Annotated in this window: 16 protein-coding genes; 7 read left to right on the forward strand and 9 right to left on the reverse strand. The window is 66.0% G+C overall.

Annotated features, from left to right (window positions below; all coding sequences use genetic code 11):
• Nucleotides 1–37 precede the first annotated feature (37 nt).
• From pepT to FQV39_RS14615, 3 genes are all read left to right on the forward strand, one after another.
• Entirely contained in the window at nt 38–1,267 is a 1,230-nt protein-coding gene (gene pepT / locus FQV39_RS14605; protein ID WP_149130959.1) for a peptidase T, read from the forward strand.
• Between the two features lie 136 nt (nt 1,268–1,403).
• A complete protein-coding gene (locus FQV39_RS14610; RefSeq protein WP_149130960.1) occupies nt 1,404–2,399 on the forward strand; it encodes a sterol desaturase family protein in 996 nt (331 codons plus the stop codon).
• Entirely contained in the window at nt 2,396–3,559 is a 1,164-nt protein-coding gene (locus FQV39_RS14615; protein WP_149130961.1) for a GNAT family N-acetyltransferase, read from the forward strand. The genes FQV39_RS14610 and FQV39_RS14615 overlap by 4 nt, the downstream gene beginning before the upstream one ends.
• Here the strand turns inward: FQV39_RS14615 and FQV39_RS14620 are convergent.
• Entirely contained in the window at nt 3,483–4,979 is a 1,497-nt protein-coding gene (locus FQV39_RS14620; RefSeq protein ID WP_248313372.1) for a glucosamine inositolphosphorylceramide transferase family protein, read from the reverse strand. The genes FQV39_RS14615 and FQV39_RS14620 overlap by 77 nt on opposite strands.
• 285 nt (nt 4,980–5,264) lie before the next feature.
• On the opposite strand from FQV39_RS14620, the gene FQV39_RS14625 reads away from it, so the two are divergent.
• The gene (locus tag FQV39_RS14625) at nt 5,265–7,361 is read left to right on the forward strand and encodes a GumC family protein (protein WP_248313373.1); all 2,097 of its coding nucleotides are present in this window, start codon (nt 5,265–5,267) and stop codon (nt 7,359–7,361) included.
• A complete protein-coding gene (locus FQV39_RS14630; RefSeq protein ID WP_187640291.1) occupies nt 7,361–8,704 on the forward strand; it encodes a VpsF family polysaccharide biosynthesis protein in 1,344 nt (447 codons plus the stop codon). The genes FQV39_RS14625 and FQV39_RS14630 overlap by 1 nt, the downstream gene beginning before the upstream one ends.
• On the opposite strand, the gene FQV39_RS14635 is transcribed toward FQV39_RS14630, so the two are convergent.
• Both FQV39_RS14635 and FQV39_RS14640 read right to left on the reverse strand, forming a co-directional pair.
• Nucleotides 8,646–9,887 (reverse strand): glycoside hydrolase family 5 protein, encoded by a 1,242-nt coding sequence (locus FQV39_RS14635; RefSeq protein ID WP_149130964.1) that lies wholly within the window; start codon nt 9,885–9,887, stop codon nt 8,646–8,648. The genes FQV39_RS14630 and FQV39_RS14635 overlap by 59 nt on opposite strands.
• The gene (locus FQV39_RS14640) at nt 9,884–11,056 is read right to left on the reverse strand and encodes a DUF1972 domain-containing protein (protein WP_149130965.1); all 1,173 of its coding nucleotides are present in this window, start codon (nt 11,054–11,056) and stop codon (nt 9,884–9,886) included. Before FQV39_RS14640 ends, FQV39_RS14635 begins: the two co-directional genes overlap by 4 nt.
• Nucleotides 11,057–11,614: 558 nt before the next feature.
• Between FQV39_RS14640 and FQV39_RS34385 the strand changes: the two genes are divergently transcribed.
• Both FQV39_RS34385 and FQV39_RS14650 read left to right on the forward strand, forming a co-directional pair.
• A complete protein-coding gene (locus tag FQV39_RS34385) occupies nt 11,615–12,364 on the forward strand; it encodes a glycosyltransferase family 4 protein (protein WP_472840645.1) in 750 nt (249 codons plus the stop codon).
• Nucleotides 12,361–13,617 carry a hypothetical protein gene (locus FQV39_RS14650; RefSeq protein WP_149130966.1) on the forward strand — a complete coding sequence of 419 codons (1,257 nt, stop codon included), beginning with the start codon at nt 12,361–12,363 and terminating at the stop codon, nt 13,615–13,617. Before FQV39_RS34385 ends, FQV39_RS14650 begins: the two co-directional genes overlap by 4 nt.
• Nucleotides 13,618–13,962: 345 nt before the next feature.
• Here FQV39_RS14650 and FQV39_RS14655 read toward each other — a convergent pair whose 3' ends face one another.
• From FQV39_RS14655 to FQV39_RS14680, 6 genes are all read right to left on the reverse strand, one after another.
• Nucleotides 13,963–15,255: an alpha/beta hydrolase gene (locus tag FQV39_RS14655; RefSeq protein WP_149130967.1), complete on the reverse strand. Its 1,293-nt coding sequence runs from the start codon at nt 15,253–15,255 to the stop codon at nt 13,963–13,965.
• Between the two features lie 310 nt (nt 15,256–15,565).
• On the reverse strand, nt 15,566–16,297 hold the full coding sequence (locus FQV39_RS14660; RefSeq protein WP_149130968.1) for an amino acid ABC transporter ATP-binding protein: 732 nt from the start codon (nt 16,295–16,297) through the stop codon (nt 15,566–15,568).
• Nucleotides 16,278–16,931, reverse strand: a complete 654-nt coding sequence (locus tag FQV39_RS14665) for an amino acid ABC transporter permease (RefSeq protein WP_149130969.1) — start codon at nt 16,929–16,931, stop codon at nt 16,278–16,280. Before FQV39_RS14665 ends, FQV39_RS14660 begins: the two co-directional genes overlap by 20 nt.
• Nucleotides 16,931–17,626 (reverse strand): amino acid ABC transporter permease, encoded by a 696-nt coding sequence (locus FQV39_RS14670; protein WP_149130970.1) that lies wholly within the window; start codon nt 17,624–17,626, stop codon nt 16,931–16,933. The genes FQV39_RS14665 and FQV39_RS14670 overlap by 1 nt, the downstream gene beginning before the upstream one ends.
• A 99-nt stretch (nt 17,627–17,725) precedes the next feature.
• Nucleotides 17,726–18,529, reverse strand: coding sequence for a transporter substrate-binding domain-containing protein (locus FQV39_RS14675; RefSeq protein ID WP_149130971.1), 804 nt, complete (start codon nt 18,527–18,529; stop codon nt 17,726–17,728).
• A gap of 75 nt (nt 18,530–18,604) precedes the next feature.
• A complete protein-coding gene (locus FQV39_RS14680) occupies nt 18,605–19,582 on the reverse strand; it encodes a 2-hydroxyacid dehydrogenase (protein ID WP_149130972.1) in 978 nt (325 codons plus the stop codon).
• Nucleotides 19,583–19,601: the final 19 nt, after the last annotated feature.

The following is a 19,601-nucleotide window of genomic DNA, read 5'->3' on the forward strand; positions in this document are numbered from 1 at the left end:
CCATCTCGCGCGGCGCAGCCTGACGAGCGAGGTCGAGATGTCCCTAGCAGCGAAACTGACGGAGCGCTTCCTGCGCTACGTCGCGATCGAGAGCCAAAGCGATGCGCAGGCCACGAGCCTGCCCACAACGCCCGGACAGCAGCGCCTCGCCGCTCTCCTCGCTGAGGAACTCCGCACCCTCGGCCTCGCCGACATCGTCATCGACGACCACGCCACCGTCACCGCGCGCAAGCCCGGCACACGGCCGGGCGCGCCGCGCATCGGCTTCATCGCCCATCTCGACACGGTCGATGTCGGGCTCTCGCCGGTGATCCGCCCGCAGATCCTGCGCTTCGAGGGGCAGGATCTCTGCCTCAATCGCGAGCAGGACATCTGGCTGCGCGTCGCGGAAAACCCGCAGATCAAGCCCTGGGTCGGCGCAGACGTCATCGTTGGAGACGGCACCAGCGTGCTCGGCGCCGACAACAAGGCCGCCATCGCCGCCATCGTGACGCTTCTGGCAGAACTCAGTCCCCAAGACGTCCATGGCGACATCCTCGTCGCCTTCGTCCCCGACGAAGAGATCGGCCTGCGCGGCGCCAAAGCGCTCGACCTCTCCCGCTTCGCTTGCGACTTCGCCTACACGATCGACGCCTGCGAGCTGGGTGAAGTCGTCATCGAGAACTTCAATGCCGCCCAGGGCGAGATCAGCTTCACCGGCGTCAGCGCCCATCCGATGTCGGCCAAGGGCGTGCTGGTCAATCCGCTGCTGATGGCGATGGATTTCATCGCCGCGTTCGACCGTGCCGAGACGCCGGAGAACACCGAAGGGCGCGAGGGCTATTTCTGGTTCAGCGACATCGCCGCGGGCCAGAGCGAGGCCAGGCTGAAAGTGATGATCCGTGAGTTCGACAAGGCCCGGTTCGAACAGCGCAAGCGTCGCATCGGCGAGGTCGCGGAGCTGATCGCGCAGCGCTACCCGAGGGGGCGGGTCTCGTCGCTGGTCACCGATACCTACGGCAACATCCACGACAGCCTGGGCGATGATCGCCGCTCCGTCGATCTGCTTTTCGCGGCGCTCGACGCGCTGAAGATCGAACCGAAGCTGATTCCGATGCGCGGCGGCACGGATGGCGCGGCGCTCTCCGCGCGCGGGCTGCCGACGCCGAACTTCTTCACCGGCGGCTGCAATTTTCATTCGCGCTTCGAATTTCTGCCCGTGCCGGCCTTCGTGAAATCCTACGAAACCGCTCGCATGATCTGCCGGCTCGCGGCGGAGCGTGACTGAAGACAGCGCCTCGCTTCGGAATCTGGCCGCCTGAAGCCGCGTTTAACCATAAGGCGCGAGGTTTCCTGCGATGTCTCGAATATTTAATAGCCTTGTGGCCTAAGGGTACCGTTTCACGCCGCAGGTGCTAGACGGAATGACCGATTTTATTAGCAAGATCCTCGACAAGATTTCGGCGACAAGCCTCTTGACGACGGGGTTGCTGCTGCTGACGGCGCTGGTCAGCGCGCTGGTCGCCTATTGGCGGACGGCCGAGCAGAAGAGCTTCCGGGAGTTCTTCGATTTCATCTTCCCCAATGAGATCATCACCCACCCCTCGGCGAAGGCCGATCTGCTCTTCTGGGTGACGCGCAAGGCGATCATGCCGTTCCTGATGCTGCCGGCGGGCGTCACCTTCATCGTCGCCGTCGGCTATGCGACCAACAAGGTTCTCGCGACGATCTTCCAGATCGACCCGCCACTCATTCCGGGGCCGGCCGGGCCGATGACCACCGTGATCTTCACGATCACGATGCTGCTGGCCTATGACATTTCCTATTACTTCTATCACGTCGCGCAGCACCGCTTTCCCATCCTCTGGGAGCTGCACAAGGTCCATCATTCGGCGGAGGTGATGGTGGGCATCACCAAGGACCGCGTCCACCCGCTCGACGAATTGATGAACCGGGCCTGGGACGGCGTGATCCCGGGGATCTGCTTCGGGATCTGGTCGCTGGTCTCGCTCAACCTCGTCGAACTCACCGTCTTCGGCGTGAACGTCTATGTCATGCGCAACATCCTGATGATGGACTTCGTCAGGCACACGCATTTCAAGATCTCGTTCGGCCCGCTCAACAACCTCATCCTGTGCCCGCACTGGCATCAGCTGCATCACAGCGTCGATCCGCGCCATTACGACAAGAACTTCGGCCTGCTGTTCTCGTTCTGGGATCGGCTGTTCGGGACGCTGTGCGTGCCCAAGCCCGACGAGGATTTCAAGTTCGGGCTGATGGAACGCGGCGTCCGCGACTACCAGTCGCTTTCGGGGCTCTATCTGCTGCCATTGAAGAGGATGTGGCAGCAGATCCGGCGCCGCCTCGGCTTGCGCTCCGCTGGCCGCACCGAAGCCGAGATCGAGGGAGCGCAGCAGTGAGCGCATCTGCCGAGTTCACCGCCGTCGATGGCCGAAAGCTGGAGATCGTGACCTCGGAAGCGCGGCTCACGGCGCTGGCTCCAGCCTGGGATACGCTGTGGCGGCAGGCCGACGGCCTCGTCTTCCAGAGCCATGGCTGGATCAACGCCTGGTGGCGGACCACACCGGGCCGCGACCAACGTGGGCTGCTGATCGGCCTGGTCTGGAATGGCGAGAACCTTGAAGCCGTGCTGCCTTTCGCCACGATCAAGCGTCGCGGCATCCGCATCCTCGAATGGGCGGCCAAGGAACACAGCGACTATGGCGACATCCTCGTGGCTCCCGGCTGGAGTCGCGAGGCCGCAGCCGCCTTGTGGCGGGCGATCGCCGCAGCCGGCCGTTTCGACATGGCCTATCTCAACCGGCTCGTGCCCGAGGCGGTGGCCCGCCAGATCCTGACGGGCGACAACGCAGCCCTCCGTCTGCGCCCGAACCATCGTAGCGAGATCAACTATCGTGTGAGCGGCTCCTGGAACCGCGGCGCGCTCTGGTTCGAACAGCAGTCGAAGAAGACGCGGCAGAACTACCGGCGCGGGCGCAAGTTCATGGAGGAATCCGGGGAAGTCCGCTTCCGGCTGATGTCTCCTGAGGAACCGCTAGAGCCCGTGCTGCTGCGCGTCGCTGCCCTCAAGCGCAAATGGCTCGAGCGCCACGGCCATGCGTCGGACCTGTTCGACGAAGGCTCACCGGCCCTCGCCGCGCTCGTCGGCGTGATGGCGAAGCTCGGCATCCTGCGGGTCTTCCTGCTCGAATGCGGCGATAGCGTCGTCGCGGTCTCGATCAATCTGGTGCAGCGCGACAGGATGATGGCCTTCGTCACCACCTATGACCCGGACCATGAGCGTGCCTCGCCGGGCATGGTGCTGATGATGGACTACATCCAGTGGTCGATCGACCAGGGCCTGTCGATGGTCGATTTCCTCTGCGGCGGCGAGGATTTCAAGCGGCGCTTCGCCACCCAGGCGGTGACGCTAGACTCGGTTTCGGGGGCTCGCACGCTGCTCGGGCGGCTCGCCGTCCTGGCCGATGGCGCCCAGCACGCCATCAGGAGCCGGCGAGCGCCGGCACAGGCCGCAGACGAGCCAGAAGCGGCCGGCGAGCCATTGCCGAGCCGTCGATGAATTCGTATCCGCCGGCCTGGTTGAGGCTATGGATGCGGCGGCCGGGCCAGAGGGCACCGGCCTGGATGATGGTCTCGATTTCCTGATCGAAACCCTCGGGGTCAAGCCGGGTGACGCGGGCAATGCCGAGCGCCTTGCCATAGCCGAACCGGCAGTCCTGCACCGGACGCAGCAAAACGCCATCGCGGACGGTCATATGCCCCGCCGGCCGGGCCGAGGCGATATCGATCAGCACGGGGTTACGGGGATGCGGTTTCCAGGGGCCGCGGAAATCCGGCGCCGACCAGAGATGCAGCGCATCCGAATGGGAGCCGCCGCCATCACGCACCGTGGCAAACAGCCACCATAGACCACCGTGCTCGATCAGCGTTGCATCGCTGGCAACCACGCCGTCGATCAGCGTCGCCTCCCTGACCCAGCCGCCGGGGAATGCCGTCGCGCGAAACAGATCGACCCTGGCGGCGCCGGAGCTTTCCGGGATCATCCAGACCTCTCCGTCCCGTTCGAAGACGAAGGGATAGGATAGATGGCCGGGCTGCTCCAGCACCGGCTCGGGGCGGCCCGTCGGGCCGTCCGGCCCGAACTCCACCGCCGAAATGATGCCCTTGCCGGTAGCATGGGGGAAATCCTCGACGAAGAGCGTGAGGCGCCCCCCATGCAGGATCGGAAACGGATCGGCATAGAAGCGGGTGCCGTCATCGGGCAGGTGGCGCCAGCCCGTGCGGGGATGGCGCCTCAGATCGAACAGATCCGGGCCGTCGAGCTTGCGCCAGCCCACCCGCCAGTGCGGGGCGTGGAAGCAGCGGCGATAGATGCGATCGACCGCATTCGATGTCACCGCCCGGACCATGGTCCGCGTGAGGCCGGTCCGGGGCGCAGGCGAGGGCTCGGCTTCGGCAGGCAATTGCGGCACACGCATGCGGCTGCCCGCGACCGCTGCCACGATGAATGTGATCACGCGGCTGAGGATATCGTCGAGCTTCGCGAGCAGAACGCGGCCATGCTCGCTGCCCGGTCGCCCTGCGGCGATGAGCGCGCCGTTCTCCGTCAGCTCGACCAAGGGAACGCCACCGGCGAGAAGACCGGAGACGAGCGCCGCTTCTCCCGCCTCCCCGTCGAAGCGGAGGACCCAGCGACGCGCTGGTCCAGACGGTTCGTCGCTGCCCAGATCGAGAAGCAAGTCGACTTCGTCCTGCCCCGCCACGGCCGCCACAGTAGCTGCCTCTGCCGCGGTAACCACAGTGAAGAGGCCGTCGGGCTGAAGGCCGTGCAGATAGCCTTCCACGCGGAAGAGGCCGTCGAGTCGATGTGGGTCGGCTGCCTTCGCGGCCGACGGAACGACCGAAAGCGTCAAGCCGGGAATGGCCCGGAGCCGCTCGATCAGGACCAGATGCCAGCGCCGCAGAGGCGAAGCACCCATGTTCAGTCTCAATCTCATATCCAAGCCCAGCCGCATTTCTTGCGGCAACTGCACCAAAGCAGCCGGCATTCTCCCATCTCCGCATTTCGATTTGGTTAGCCCTGCCTGATCCGCGTGCAAATCCGCGCATGCGAGCGGCTTCGACCGATCGGAGCACTTGTTAAGGAGTTCGTGGCAGTGTCGCGCCTGGAAGCTGCGGTTGGAAGATGCCGCGGCATCGCGTTGCGTTGTCCGAGTAGAGGAATGGCAAGTCTGGCTGCGACCGCTCATCGGCAGGAGGAAACGGTGCAGCCGCCTCCTCAGGAGACCTTTCGTCGCCGCCAGGATGGCGCCGTCGAGGTTTCCGAGCTCTGGCGCATCCTCTGGCATCGACGCCTGATGATCCTGGCCGTCGCGGGCCTGCTGGCGGGGCTGGCCCTCGCCTATGGGCTCGTCACGCCTTCGCTCTACACCGCCTCGACACAGATCCTGATCGACCCGCGTGACCGCAACGTCGTCAGCAACGACGTCAACCCCAATACGGTCTCGCCGGATGGCGGGCTGGCACAGGTCGAGAGCCAGGCCAGCGTCATCCAGTCCACGGGCGTGCTGGCGCGGGCGATCAGGGCGACGAAGCTCACCGAGGACACCGAATTCAACGGCGCCGGGCTGCTCAGCCGCCTTCTCGGCCGGATCGCGACGGATACTCCCGCCCCGGATGGCACCCTCACCCCCGCTGAGGCGCGGACGCTCGCCAATCTCCGGCGCAAGGTTTCCGTCAGGCGCGCGGACAAGGTCCTGGTGCTGGACGTGGTGGTGACGACACGCGACGCCGACAAGTCCGCCAAGCTCGCCAACGCCATCGCCGAAGCCTATCTCACCGACCAGGCCGATGCCCGCAGCCGCGCTGCGACGGAGGCGTCCGAGGCGCTGACCGCCAGGCTCGCGGAACAGCGCAAGCGGGTCGAGGCCGCTGAGAACGCCGTCGAGCGCTACCGTGCCGAGAACAATCTCGTGGCGGCGTCCGGGCGCCTGATCAGCGACCAGCAACTCAGCGAGATCAGCAATCAGCTGTCGACCGCCCAGGCACGCACCGCCACCTTACGGTCCCAGGTCGAGCTGGTCGCGCAGCAACGCCGGCGCGGGGCGCTCGCCGGCAGCTCCACGGAGGCAATCCAGTCTCCGGTCATCGGTAGGCTGCGGGAGCAGGAGGCCGCGCTGGTCCAGCGCGAAGCCGATCTGCAGAGCCAGTTCGGCCCGCGCCACCCGTCGATCGGCGCGGTGCAAAACCAGCTCGTCCACGTCCGCCGCCTCATCGCGACGGAGATCGAGCGGGTCGAGCAGTCCGTGCGCACCGAATATGAGCGCGCGCTCGGCAATGAGAAGCTGCTCGCCAGCAAGCTCGAGACTCTGACGCGCCAGACGCAAGGGGCGGACCAGGCTTCGGTGCGGCTGCGCGACCTCCAGCGCGATCTCGAAGCGGTCCGTGCCGTCTATGCGACGTTCCTGCTGCGCGCGCAGGAAACACGCGAGCAGGCGAATCTGGACACCACCAACGCCCGTATCATCAGCCGCGCTCAAGCGCCGCTGCAGGCGAGCTGGCCGCCGACGCTTCCGCTTGCAGCAGCAGCGGCCGTCCTCGGGCTGGGACTCGGTGCCGGCCTCGCATTGCTTCGCGAATATGCCGCGCCTCATCTGCTCTCCCGCTCGCAGGCCGAGGCTCTGATCGGCGCTCCGGTGATCGGTGTCCTGCGCCCCCGGACGGCGCCCGCGCGCGGCCTGGGCCGGTGGTTCCGACGATCGACGGGCCAGCAAGCGGAAGAGGAAGGCACGGCGCAACTCGCGCTGCTCCTGCTGTTCAAGGCCACGGATGCACCGGTCCCGGCCGCACGCAGCGCCCTGCTTATCTCGGCCGAGGCCGATGGCGATGAGCGGGAGCGCGTCGCCGACCTGCTCGCCGGCGCCGCGGTCCAGCATGGCGAGCGCGTCCTCCTGGTCGATACGGCGACCGAATCCGCCCAGGGCGGCCCTGCCGGGCTAATGGATATCCTGCGCGGCGAATGCAGCTTCGAGGACGCCATTCACTTCAGCGGCAGCAAGGATGTGGCGCTGATGTCCGCCGGTCGCCCGAAAGCCGCATCGCAGAAGGCGTTGGCGCGTAGCTATGCGATGCGCATGCTGGCGGATGCCAGCCGCCATTTCGACATCGTGGTCATCGACGGCGGCCCGCTGGAGCGCAATGTGAAGGTGGCTCCGCTGGTCGGCATCGTCGAGGAAATCGTGCTCGTCGCCCGTCTCTACACCACGCATCAGCGGGAGATCATGCGGGCGGTCGAATCCGCGCGCGTCATGGGTCGCGCGGTGACGGCAACGATCCTGATCGACGCCGACGGGCGGGGCTGATGCCTGCTGCCAGCCTCACGGCCGAGGCTTCGGCCCGTGGGGCACCGGGCTGGGCTCGGCTGGATGGGCTGACGCGCTACGGCCTTTTCGCCACGGTTCTGGTACTCTTCTGCGTGTCGGGCGGCATGCTCTGGCTCGTCGGCTACAATTATGACGGCCTCGCCGGCGCAGCCGCCACGAAGATTCATCCCTCGACCTATATGGTCGTGCTGCTGTTCGGCTGGAGCCTGATCGCCTGCGGCGATCCGGTCAGCCGCGCCATTCACCTTGCCAGCGCGCGACCGGCGACGCTGTTCATGCTGGTGGTGACGATCGGGATCATCATCGTCACGGTGCTGCGCGACGGGCCGGGCATCGGTGGAATGGTCGACACCTATGTCGCCGTCTGCCTGCTGGTCCTGTTGCTCGTCGATGCCGACGACGAGACCATGACGACGCTCACGACGATGCTGCATGTCGTCATGACCCTCAACGCCCTGCTGGCGCTCATCGAGTTCGTCACGCAGTTCCGGCTCTTTCCCTACCGCTTCGACGGCGCCGTCTTCGAAACCGATACCCGCTCCAGCGCGTTCCACGGCCATCCCCTGGCCAACGCCATGATCACCGCCTGCTATCTGATGGCTCTGATCAGCGGATCCCGCTCCCTGCCGCCGGCACTACGTGGCGTCCTCATCGCGCTGCAGAGCGCCGCCCTGGTGGTCTTCGGCGGCCGGACGGCGCTTCTGACGTCGCTGGCGTTCGGCCTCGGCTACGGCACGATACAGCTGTTCGCCTTGCTGCGGACCGGGCGGATCTCGCTGATCGCCGCCGCTCTCGGCTGCGTGCTCGTAGCCCTCCTGCCCGTCGCCATCGGCGGGTTGATGGCGCTTGGTTTCTTCGACGACGTGGCCACGCGCTTCGTCTCCGACGGCGGCAGCGCCAACGCCCGCAAGGAGATGTTCGAGCTGCTGCAGATGTTTTCGATCGGAGACCTCGTCTTCGGGCCGGATGTGCAGCTCGTCGACACGCTGCGCCGCGTCAACGGGCTCGAATGGGGCATCGAAAACCCGTTCATCCGCATGACCCTGTATCAAGGGGCGATCATCACCGCACTCGTGACGTTGGCCTTCGGCCTCTTCATGTATGAGCTGGGGCGCGGACGCTCCGGCGTCTGGCTCCCGATGATCGTCTGGATCATCCTGCTGAACGGCTCGGAGAGCATCGCGACGAAGACGACGATTCCGTCGAAATTCGTCGTCGTGCTTATGTGCCTATATCGACCGGAAAGGCGCGGTTCCGACCGGCTCAATCCGGCATTCTCAGGCCGAGAGCCGCGATCATCGCCGGGTCGAGCCGGCGGCTGACATCGTCCATCATCCCCATGCTGTCGAACAGGTTCCAAAAGGCCCAGGGAAAGCCGAGCGCTTCGGCGCCGAGCCTGACGTCGCGCACATAGCGGGCGCGATCGTCCGGAGCGGAGGCGACCGTGCCGCCCCCGGAGCGCAGGGCTCCGAACTCGCCCATCAGGATCCGGCCGGGCTGGACGCCCTCACGCTCCGACCAGGCGCGGACCCGGCGCAGATAGCCGTCGATGAAGGGGCGGTCCGGCTGGGCATCGAAATACTCCTTCAGGACGCGCACGGTCTCGCGATAGGCGGCCGCCCCACTGCCCTGTGCCGGCTCACCCAGCGCGGCCATTCTGGCGCGGACCGCAGCGAGGGTGGCGTCGAGGTTTCCCCGCGCCGCAGGCCAGGGCACGGAGTTGAGCGCCCGATAGACCGGTTCGCTCATCCAGCGCGCGCCCTGATGCGAGAAGAGGTAGGGCTCATAGAAGTGAAAGGTGAAGAGCAGCGGCTCATAGAGCGAGAGCTCGCGGACCCGGAGGGGTTCGAGGCCGGTGATCATGCTGCCGCAAGCCCCGGTCGCGAGCAATGTCAGCCCTGGTGCGGCCAGTCGGGCCGTGGCCAGAAGCCGTTTCTGCATCTCTCCCCAATCAGCGGAGCCGCAGGCCTGGAGCGGCTCGTTGACGGGCTCGAATCCGGTCCACTCCAGATCGCTCCGCCCCAACCGCGCCGCCAGCTCCGTCACCAGATCGCGATAGGCTGGAAACGCGGGAGCCTCCAAGCTGCCGAACAATCGCGACGGCGTCCAATGATGCGTCGCAGCATTGGCGTGCAAGTTGACGATCACGGCGAGCCCCTCGCCTTGCGCCAGCGCGACGGCGGCCATCACCTGATCAAGCAATGACCTCTTGGCGGCAGGAGCGGCGGCAAGGAACGGGCCGGGGTCCACGGGCAGCCGGACGAAGTCGAGGCCCGCACCACGCAGCCGCGCGAGATCCGCCCGTGTCGGAACCGGCCGGTCGAGCTGGAATGGCGGCCAAGCATAGTCGGTTCGCGGCGCCGGGTGCTCCCGCGTCAGGGAGAACCACGGCCAGAGGTTGACGCCGCGCCGGAGGCCGAGCGGCCGCGCCGCATGAGCGCGACCGCCGCCGATGGCCGCCGCGCCGATCGCACCCGCCAGCAGAGACCGGCGGCTGACCGTCATCCCCGGCGGCTGCCGGTCATTTCGACAGGAGCAAAAGTGGCTTCCGGCTCGAGGCCGAGCAGGGCAAGCGCCTCGCGTTCGTAGTGTTCGAGGACCGCCTGCCATTCAAAGCCGGACCGGGCGCGCCCGAGCGCGGCCTGCTTCAGGCGCGCCGCCAGCTCGTCATCGGCCAAGAGCCTCTCGATCGCCGCGGAACAGGTCGCCTCGTCGCCAAAGAACAAGCCCGCCTCGCCCGCCGTCCAGCGATTATAGGGATTGTCGTGGGCGATGACCGGGTTCCCTGCCCACAGCGCCTCGACCAGCGAGGGATTGGTCCCGCCGACCGTATGTCCGTGCAGATAGCCCCTTGTGTGGAAGCGCAGGGCCCTCACGGTCTCGGTATCGTAGATCGCACCCGGCAGGATCACCTCCGGCCCCGCCGCCGCCTTGACCTGGCGATGATAGGCGTTCTCATCAGAGAAATTGCCGAGGACGACGAGGGGCATGCCGCGCCGCTTGCGCGAGAACGCCTCGACGAGAGTGAGGATCGAATTGTCGGGCTCGATCCGGGCGATCGAGATCAGATAGCGGCCGCTCTCCAGCCCGAACCTGGCGAGCGGCTTTGCCGGCGCCATCCTGATGGGCATGCCACCATAAGGAATCATCGCCGTGGCACTGCGCGGACGCCGCGTCGCAAGGTGATCGGCAATGACCGGGTGATCGGCCACGAGACGATGCGAGGACCAGGCGGCGATCCACTCATTGACCCAGAACCAGCTGCGGACCGGCCATGACCATTTCGGCCTGCGCCACTCGATCCCGTCCATATTCGTCATGATCTTCCGCCCGGCCAGGCGCAGATAGGGCAGGAAGATCGCGCCATTATATCCCAGGACGAGGCTGAGCGCCGGACGCCGCGCCGCGTGCCGGACACAATGCCAGTCGAAATCGAGGGTCGCGCGCGGACCGGATGACGACACCTGCGTATGGATAAGCTCTATGCCCCGCCAGCTTTCGCTGCGAAACCGGCGCGTGACAGCCGGAACATCGTCCTGGCAGTACACGCCGACCTGCCAGCCCCGCTCGACCAAGAACAAGGCGAGCTTCTCGGCGAAGGTCTCAAAGCCTCCATGCGCAGCCGGAATACCCCTCGTTCCGAGGATCAGCAACGAGGGAGCGGTATTAGCCATGATTTCATCCGGAGGCACGCAAAGCTGCGTGAAGATAGCGCATACCTCCAAGAATACCTTGAACTTCCGGGGCTTATTCTCTTTTTATCGAAGATGGTTAGGACGCGCTTTCCGGCCCTGCGGAATCGGTGGAAGCGCGATGGCGGCGTCCTCGCATGGAAATGGATCGTGACGCTGCGTATCGCCTGCATTCATCAGGGCTATGAGCTCTACGGCTCGGATCGCGCTTTTGCCGAGAGCGTGGCCGCCTTGCGGCAGGCCTATCCGGCCGCCGATATCGAGGTCGTGCTCCCGCGCGATGGCCCGATTCTCAGCCTGCTGCAGCCGATTGCCAGCCGGATCGTCATCGAGCCGCTATGGGTCCTGCGCCGCAGGAACCTGCCCAGATTGATGGCCACGGCCCCGATCGAACTGCCTCGCGCCGTATTGCGCGCAACCCGGCGAATGCGCCGCTGCGACCTCGTCTACATCAATACCTCGGTCATCGTCGACCATGTGCTCGCCGCGCGCTTCTTCGTCGGCAAAGTAATTCAACATATCCACGAGATCCCGGAAGGGATGACCCGCACGCTCCTGCGCCGGCTGATCCTCTGGGGCCGGGCGCGGCTGATCTTCAACTCTCAGGCGACGCGCGCTGCCTTCCCGCTCCCGGCCGGCCATGAAGCGGATGTGGTCTATAACGGCGTAGCCGGACCGGTCGATTGGGCTCCCACGGATTATGACGCGAAGCGTCCGCTGCGCGTCCTCATGCTCGGCCGGATCAACCGCATCAAGGGCCAGGAAATCCTGCTCGCAGCGGTGAGCGCCCTGCCCCCGGATCTGCGCGAGCGGCTGGAGGTCAGGATCGTCGGCAGCGCTTTTGAGGATCCCGCCCTCGAACAGACCTTGCGCGAAGCCGTGACGAGCGCGGGGCTCGACGAGCGGATCAAGGTCGAGCCTTTCCGCGACGATCCCACGCCGCTTTATCGGTGGGCCGACATCGTCGTGGTGCCGTCCCGTCGCCCGGAATCGCTCGGCCGCGTTGCGATCGAAGCGATGGCATTCGGCCGGCCTCCGCTCGCCTCGGCGATCGGAGGCCTGCAGGAGGTGGTGGTCGACGGTGTGACCGGCCGGCTGCTGCCGCCGGGCGATCCCAACGCTCTCGCCGAAGCGCTGAAGCAGGTGATTCTCGCGCCGGAGATGCTCGCCCCCTTGGCGCATGCGGGCCGCGAACGCTTCTCCGCGCTGTTCAGCAATCAGGCCGTCGCCCGTGCCATCGGCGCGGTTGTCGAGGACGTGCTCGCACGCGGCCGGCAGGCGCAGCGATGAATTTCGAAGCCCTGCGCCGTCTGATCCTGAAGCTCGTCGTCATGGTCGGCGGCGAGGCGATGCAAAGCGCGTTTCACCTCGCCCTCAACCTCGCCCTGCTGCACTCCGTCTCCGTGTGGGACTATGGCGTCTTCGCGCTGGTCATGGTGGTCGGCGGCATCGGCCTCACCTATATCCGCGCCCTCACGGCTCTCCCGGCGAGCATCTTCATCGCCCGCAGTCACAGCGTCGCCGCGGCCGGGGCCTATGAGATCACCTTCGGCTCCGCGGCCGCGCTGCTGTCGGCGCTGCTGGGCGTGGGCGTCGCCTGCGCCCTGAGCGGCTGGCTTGCTGAAGGGGCTGTGATCGGCGGCGCCTTCGTCTCCCTGTGGACCGCACGCGCGCATATCCGCACGGTCTTCTTCGCCCGCAACCGGCAGATGCTGGTCACCGCCAGCGATCTGGTGTTCACGATCAGCGGCACCGTCGGCGCCGCATGGGTCGTGTGGAACGGCACACATATCCTGCAACACACCTTTCTCGTCATGACGACGGCAAATGCGCTCGGCATCGCCGTGATGCTCGCGCTCGGTCGGCGACCCATACGGTTGAGCTTCGGCAGACATGTCTGGCGGCGCTACCGCAAACTCTGGCGAGACTTGAAATGGTCGCTGGTGAGCGTGACCATCACGAACCTCCAGGGCCAGGGCATGGCACTGCTGGTCGCCACGATCGCGGGGCCAGCAGCCTATGCGCCGATCGCGGCGGCGCTGGTCAATTTCGTGCCGCTGCGCATCGTCTCCACCGCCTTCGCCAACATGATGCATCCGGAAATGACGGCGCTCAGGGCACATCGCGACTTCCCGAAGATCGGGCGGTTGCTGCGCTACTGGCCGATACCGCTGGCAGGCCTCGGCATCGTCTACGGGATCGTCATTCTGCTCGCGCTCCCGCTCATCCTGCCGGATAGCCTCGAAGACACCCGCTTCTTCAAGATATCGGTGATGGCCTGGGTCATGAGCGGCATGCCGATGCTCTATGTCATGCCCCGCATCTGGCTCGAGATCGCCCAGGATTTCCGCTCGATCGCGATCCTCTCGGCGATAGCTGCCGCCATCGGCATGCTGCTGGTGCTGATCTTGCTGCTGACGGCCGCTCCTTCCTGGGCGCTTCTCGGCGGAGCATTGTCGGAGGTCATCGTCCTCGTCGGCAGCTGGGCCGTTGTCTGGCCCAGGCAGCGCGCGGCCGAGAAGGGGGCGTTGACCGCGCGCTGATCCGACCGACGCGGCCGTGGTCGGCGCCCTTACGACCAGATGATTTCCGCCGTCATGCAGAGCGTGCCGTTCTGCTTGGCGGTCCAGAGCTTGAGCCCCGCCCCTCCTCTATCGCGTGCAACGCGAAGGCAGCATCATCGAAAAGCGGCGACAGCCGACGGAAGCTGAAGCGTCGCGGCGGCGCGTCGCTCGGTGGCGTCGTTGCAGAGCAGGGCGCCTGAACAGGACCATGAACGATGAGACCGTGGCAGCCCTCCACAGACCGATGAGGAAGGACTTCCGCGAAGAGCGAGACCTGCGTCACCGCCTGAAGACAGCGGGCGTCAACGCGAGCGGGCTTCATTCTCAACGGCCGACGGCCTTCCCCCCCTCGAACGGGGCGGCGACAGCATCGCCCGTCGCTTGGCCGGCATCGGATACCGATCGACCGACATGCTCCATCGTGTCGTTGAAATTCCGGCGCGTATGAGGATCGACCACGGCGATCGGCGCCGAGATTGCGAGGCCCGCAGCCGTACCGACAGCCGCTGCGGTGCCAGCGGTCACCTCCATCAGGCGCTCGCCGAGGCCGACCCGCGAATCCGTGATCGGCTGGCCTTCGACCAGGCGTGTGCCGATCAACTGCACGACCTCCGGGCTTTCGGCGAACTTGCCGTGATTGAGGCTGTCGCCGGAGCGCAGCTTGGTCAGGTTCAGCACGGTGATGCCGGTCTTCGCGAGCTCCGACCGATAGGGCTCGACATCGGGATCGATCGCGCCCAGCCTCGCCGTGCTGCCCCAGACGCGCCGCGAGACGGCAAGTGCGCGGTCGTCCTGCGAGACGAACACGGTAAAGCGCGGCAACTTGCCGTGGATGTCGGTGATCTGGCTGCGGAAGACATCAACGTCGACATCCGGTGCTGCAAGCATGACATTGGCGATCTTCGGCGGGATGCTTCCGTTCCGGATCGCCATCTGGCGCAGCGCCTCCATCGTCACCCAGTTCCCCATCGAATGGGCGAGGATCGAGACCTCCCCGACCGCCGGGTCGCGGGCTAGGTCCTGCAGCAGATTTTCCAATGCGGTGCGGGAATAATTGCCGCTCTCGCGATCATAGCCATAGGCGAAGATCGAGCCGCGCGACGGCCAGGTGAAGAGGATCGGCACGACGTTCGCGTCCGAGTCCTTCACGATCTGGGCGAAGCGGTAGACCGCGTCCTCGAAGCGGTTGTTGAAGCCATGGATGAAGACCATCACCCTGCGCTTGGGCACCTTCATCACAGCCTTGTGGAAACGCGACACCGCCTGCGCCCGGTCGAGCTTGTCCACCTTGAGCGTGACGAAATCCGTCTCGGGATTGCCCGGCAGCTGGCTCGGCCACTGCACCTCGCCGACCTTGCGACGGGTTCCCGGCGGCAGCGAGACGGTGATCTCGGCGAAGGCGGGCTTGCCGCGCTCTCCGGAGAACAGGATGCCGGCATCCTGGTCGGGCGCACGCGTTGTCGCCACCAGCATGGTGACCTTGCTCGTATCCGGAGCGGACGCGCTCACGGGCAGAAGCACCCCCTTCACATCCCCGGCGCAGCCCGCGAGCAACAAGGCCGCGGCTCCCGCCGAGAAAGACCGGAGCCCGGCCTTGTGAAGTAACGCAACACGCATCCTCGCCCCCGAACACGACGCCAACCTATCCCGACATCGCGTTATCGTGCGGGAATGATGCTGAGCTGTGACAGCCAGTTTCGAACTAGGCAGCGTTCCTGCCGAACGGTCAAGACGTCCGCCATCCACTGGCGTGGACGGCTGATCAGCGTGTTGATTTTTTAGGGTCGCGCGCTTCGGGTCGGTTCTCTCGCCGATGAGGCCGACTGGATCGCGGGCCTTGTCCGGCGCCGAGGGATGGGTGGCGAGGCTGGTGCCACGGCAGCTCCGGGAGACCGTGCAGTGGCGACCTGCTTTGGTGCTTTTGGCTTTATTGAGCTCCGGCCTTAACAAAGTTGCGGAGTTCCGGCGTCTGCGGCGTGGCGAAGAGCTCCTTCGACGGCCCCTGCTCCCAGATCTTGCCCTGATGCATGAACACGGTGGTATTCGCGACCGTGCGGGCGAAGTTCATCTCATGGGTGACGAGCAGCATGGTCATGCCGCCCTTGGCGAGCTTCTCCATCACCAGGAGCACCTCGCCGGTCAGTTCCGGATCGAGCGCCGAGGTGACCTCGTCGAACAGCATCACCTTGGGCTTCATCGCCAGCGAACGCGCGATGGCGACGCGCTGCTGCTGACCGCCGGAGAGATTGTCGGGATAGCTGTCGAACTTCTCGGAGAGGCCGACCTGCGCCAGCACTTCCTTCGCGAGCGCCAGCGCCTCGGCCTGCGGCACGTTCTTGGTGATGCGCGGCGAGAGCATGATGTTCTGGCCGACCGTCAGATGCGGGAACAGGTTGTAGCTCTGGAAGACGATGCCGACATCCTTGCGCAGCTCGCGCAGCTTTTTCGGGTCGCGGTCCATCGCATGGCCGGCGACCTCGATGCGGCCGGACTGGAAGGATTCGAGCCCGTTGATGCAGCGCAGCAGCGTCGACTTGCCCGAGCCCGAGCGGCCGATGATGGCGACCACCTGCCCGGTCTCGACGCTGAGCGAGACGCCCTTCAGCACCTCCAGCGCGCCATAGCTCTTGTGGATGTCTTCAATGAGAACGGCTGGCATTCATCACCTTTTCCAGATGGCGGCTGAGCCGGGAGAGTGGGAAGCAGATGCAGAAATAGAGCGCCGCCACCAGCGTGAAGACCTGGAAGGGCTGGAAGGTCGCGTTGTTGACGAGCTGGCCGGCGCGAGCGAGTTCGACGAAGCCGACGACCGAAACGATCGAGGTGTTCTTCACGAGCTGCACGAGGAAGCCGACCGTCGGCGGCAGCGAGATGCGGATCGCCTGCGGCAGGATGACATGGCGATAGGTCTGCGCCGGCGAATGGGCGAGCGAGGCCGAGGCCTCCCATTGCTGGAAGGGCACGGATTCGATCGAACCGCGCCAGATCTCGGCGAGATAGGCGCTGACATAGATCGCCAGCGACGCGGAGGCTGCGAAGAAGGGCGGCAGTTCGATGCCGACGAGCGACAGCCCGTAATAGCTCATGAACAGCACCATGAGCACCGGGATCGACTGGATCACCAGAATATAGCTGGCGGCGAAGCGCCGGACAGCCTTGATCCGTGACAGGCGCAGGATCGCGAAGACGCCACCGAGGAGGCCGCCGATCAGGAAGGAGATCGCCGTCAGCAGCAGCGTCCAGCCGGCGGCGCGGACGATGAAGAGGGCCTCGGGCCAACCGAAGATCGTCATCAGGCGGCCTCCGCCTTGGCGTCGAGCCGGTCGACGCTCGAGAGCCGCGGGAAGATTTTCCGCCCGAGCCAGAGCAGCGCGACCTTCAGCGTCAGTGCCAGCACCAGATATATGATGGTGACGACGATATAGGTCTCGAAGCTGCGGAAGGTGTTCTGCTCGATGATCGCGGCGGTGCCGGACAGCTCCGGAACCGCGATGAAGGAGCAGATCGAGGAGGCCAGCAGCATCAGCACGAACTGGCTCGACAGTGCCGGCCAGACCCGCGCGAGTGCCGGCATGAGCACGACATGCTGGAAGACCTGGCGCTCGGTCATGGCGAGCGAGACGCCGGCTTCGAGCTGCGAGCGATGGATCGAGTCGACGCCGGCGCGGATGATCTCGGTCGCATAGGCGCCGAGGTTCAGCGTCATGGCGAGCAGCGCCGCTTCCGTCCCCGACATGCGGATGCCGAGCAGCGGCAGGCCGAAGAACAACATGAAGAGCTGCACCAGGAAAGGCGTGTTGCGCATCAGCTCGACATAGGCGTCGACCAGCAGGCCGACCCAGCGGCCGAACAGGCTCTTCGCCGCAACGAGCAGGATCGCGAGGGCGAGGCCGAGCACGATCGCGCCGAAGGACAGCCCGATGGTCAGCAGCACGCCGTTGAGGATCCGGTCCGCCTCGGCGAGGACCGGCTCGAACTGGAATTGCATCCGCTTGGTCCCCTGCCTGGCGGGTCGGAAGCGGCCGGCGGAGAGATGCTCCACCGGCGCTCCTGGGTGAACCGGAAGGTCGGCCGGACGGAGCCGGCCTCAGAAGGTGGGGAGCTGCGGCAGCGGCCCGCCGACCCACTTCTCGGAGATCGCGTTCAGCTCGCCGTTCTGCTTGATGTAGTAGATCATGTTGTTGAGCCACTGCTTCAGCTCATAGGCGTCCTTGCGGACGGTCATCGAGTTCGGCTGCATGCCGAAGACGAACTTCAGCTCGGTCTCGCTCTCGCCGCGCGCCTTGATCGCGGCATTGGCCTGCGCGTCGGGGCCGGCGATGGCCTCGACCTGGCCGGAGAACAGCGCCTGCATGGTGGTGGCGTCGTCCTCGAAGCGCAGGATGGTGAGGTTGAGTTCCTTCTCGCGGTTGGTGAACTCGCGTTCGACGCTGGAGCCCCGGTTGACGCCGACCTTGCGGCCACGCAGGTCCTCCCAGTTTTTGATGGCCACGCCCTTCTTGGCGTAGATGCCGGTCTGGAAGGCGCTGTAGGGGATGGTGAACATCACCGCCTTGGCGCGTTCGGGCGTGGGCGCCAGCGTCGCCACCAGGAAGTCGACCTTGCCCGCTTCCAGCGCCGGGATGCGCGAGGGCGGGGTGAGCTGCACGATCTCGACCGGCACGCCGAGATATTTGCCGACGAGCGCGGTCACGTCCGCATCGTAGCCGACGGCATTGCCCTGGGCATCGACCGAGCCATAGGGCGGAGCGCCGATCAGCACGCCGACCTTGACCTTGCCGCGCTTGACGATCTCCGTGACGGTCTGCGCCGAGGCTTGGCTCTCCGCCAGCATGCCGGCGCCGAGCGCCAGCAGCGTGCCGGCGATCCTGAGAGGGTTGAGAATGTTCATTGACGTCTCCTCTGTGCGGCTCCGCCGCCTGTCTGGGTCCGGCTTCTTCTGGCCGGCTGTTGAAGAAACTGAGCGTCAGGCGCTCGCGCGCACGACATTGACGAGCGGCTCGCCCGCAAGGCGGCGCCTGATGTTCTCGGCGATGACCGCCTGGCGGCGGCTGATGGTGCCGCTCGTCCAGCCGGACATGTGCGGCGTCATCAAGACGTTCGAAAGCGTGTGGAAAGGCAGATTCGCGGGTAGAGGCGCACCGTCCCCCGCCGCGGGATAGCGATACCAGGTGTCGATGATCGCCCCGCCGATACGACCGGCCTGCAGCGCGTCGAACAGCGCCTGCTCGTCGATGGTGGGCCCGCGCCCGACATTGATCACCACCGCGCTCGGCCGCATCGCCGCGAGGGCGGCCTTGCCGATGATGCCCTCGGTGCTTTCGGTCAGCGGCACCGAGACGACAATGAAGTCAGCCGAGGCACAGAAATCGCCGAGTGCATCGAGCGTGAAGGCGCGGTCCACCAGCGGCGAAACCGGCACGGCGCTGCGGTTGGCGACATGGACCTTCATTTCAAAAGCCTTGGCGCGGGCGGCGATCGCCTTGCCGATATGGCCAAAGCCGAGCAGGCCGATCGTCTTGCCGGCGATCTCGCCATGGACGCGCTCCGGCGCGCCGGCCCAATAGGCCCAGTCGCCCCGGCGCAGGCGTGCATCGGCATCAGCAAGCGGGATGTGCCGGGCAAGCAAGGCGCTCATCACATATTCGGCGATGGCCTGCTCGTGACCGAAGCAGTTGCAGACCGCGGCCGAGGCCGGCAGCAGGCCGAGATTGACGGCGTCGTAGCCCGCGCCGGGAACATGGAAGAGCTTCAGCCGGGATGGATGCGGCAGGCCGGCATCGAACTTCACGCCGATGATCGTGTCCGCCTCCGCATAGGCGCGCTGCTCGTCCTCGCTTTCGAGCCTGTCCGGCAGGATGCAGATCTCCGCCGGGGCACCGAGGAGATCGGCAAAACCGTGGCTGAAGGAGGCCGCATTCTGCCCGTGGAAGACGATCCGCATGTCGGTATCCTTCAAAGCG

Source organism: Bosea sp. F3-2 (assembly GCF_008253865.1).
In the GTDB taxonomy this organism is placed as follows: Bacteria; Pseudomonadota; Alphaproteobacteria; order Rhizobiales; family Beijerinckiaceae; genus Allobosea.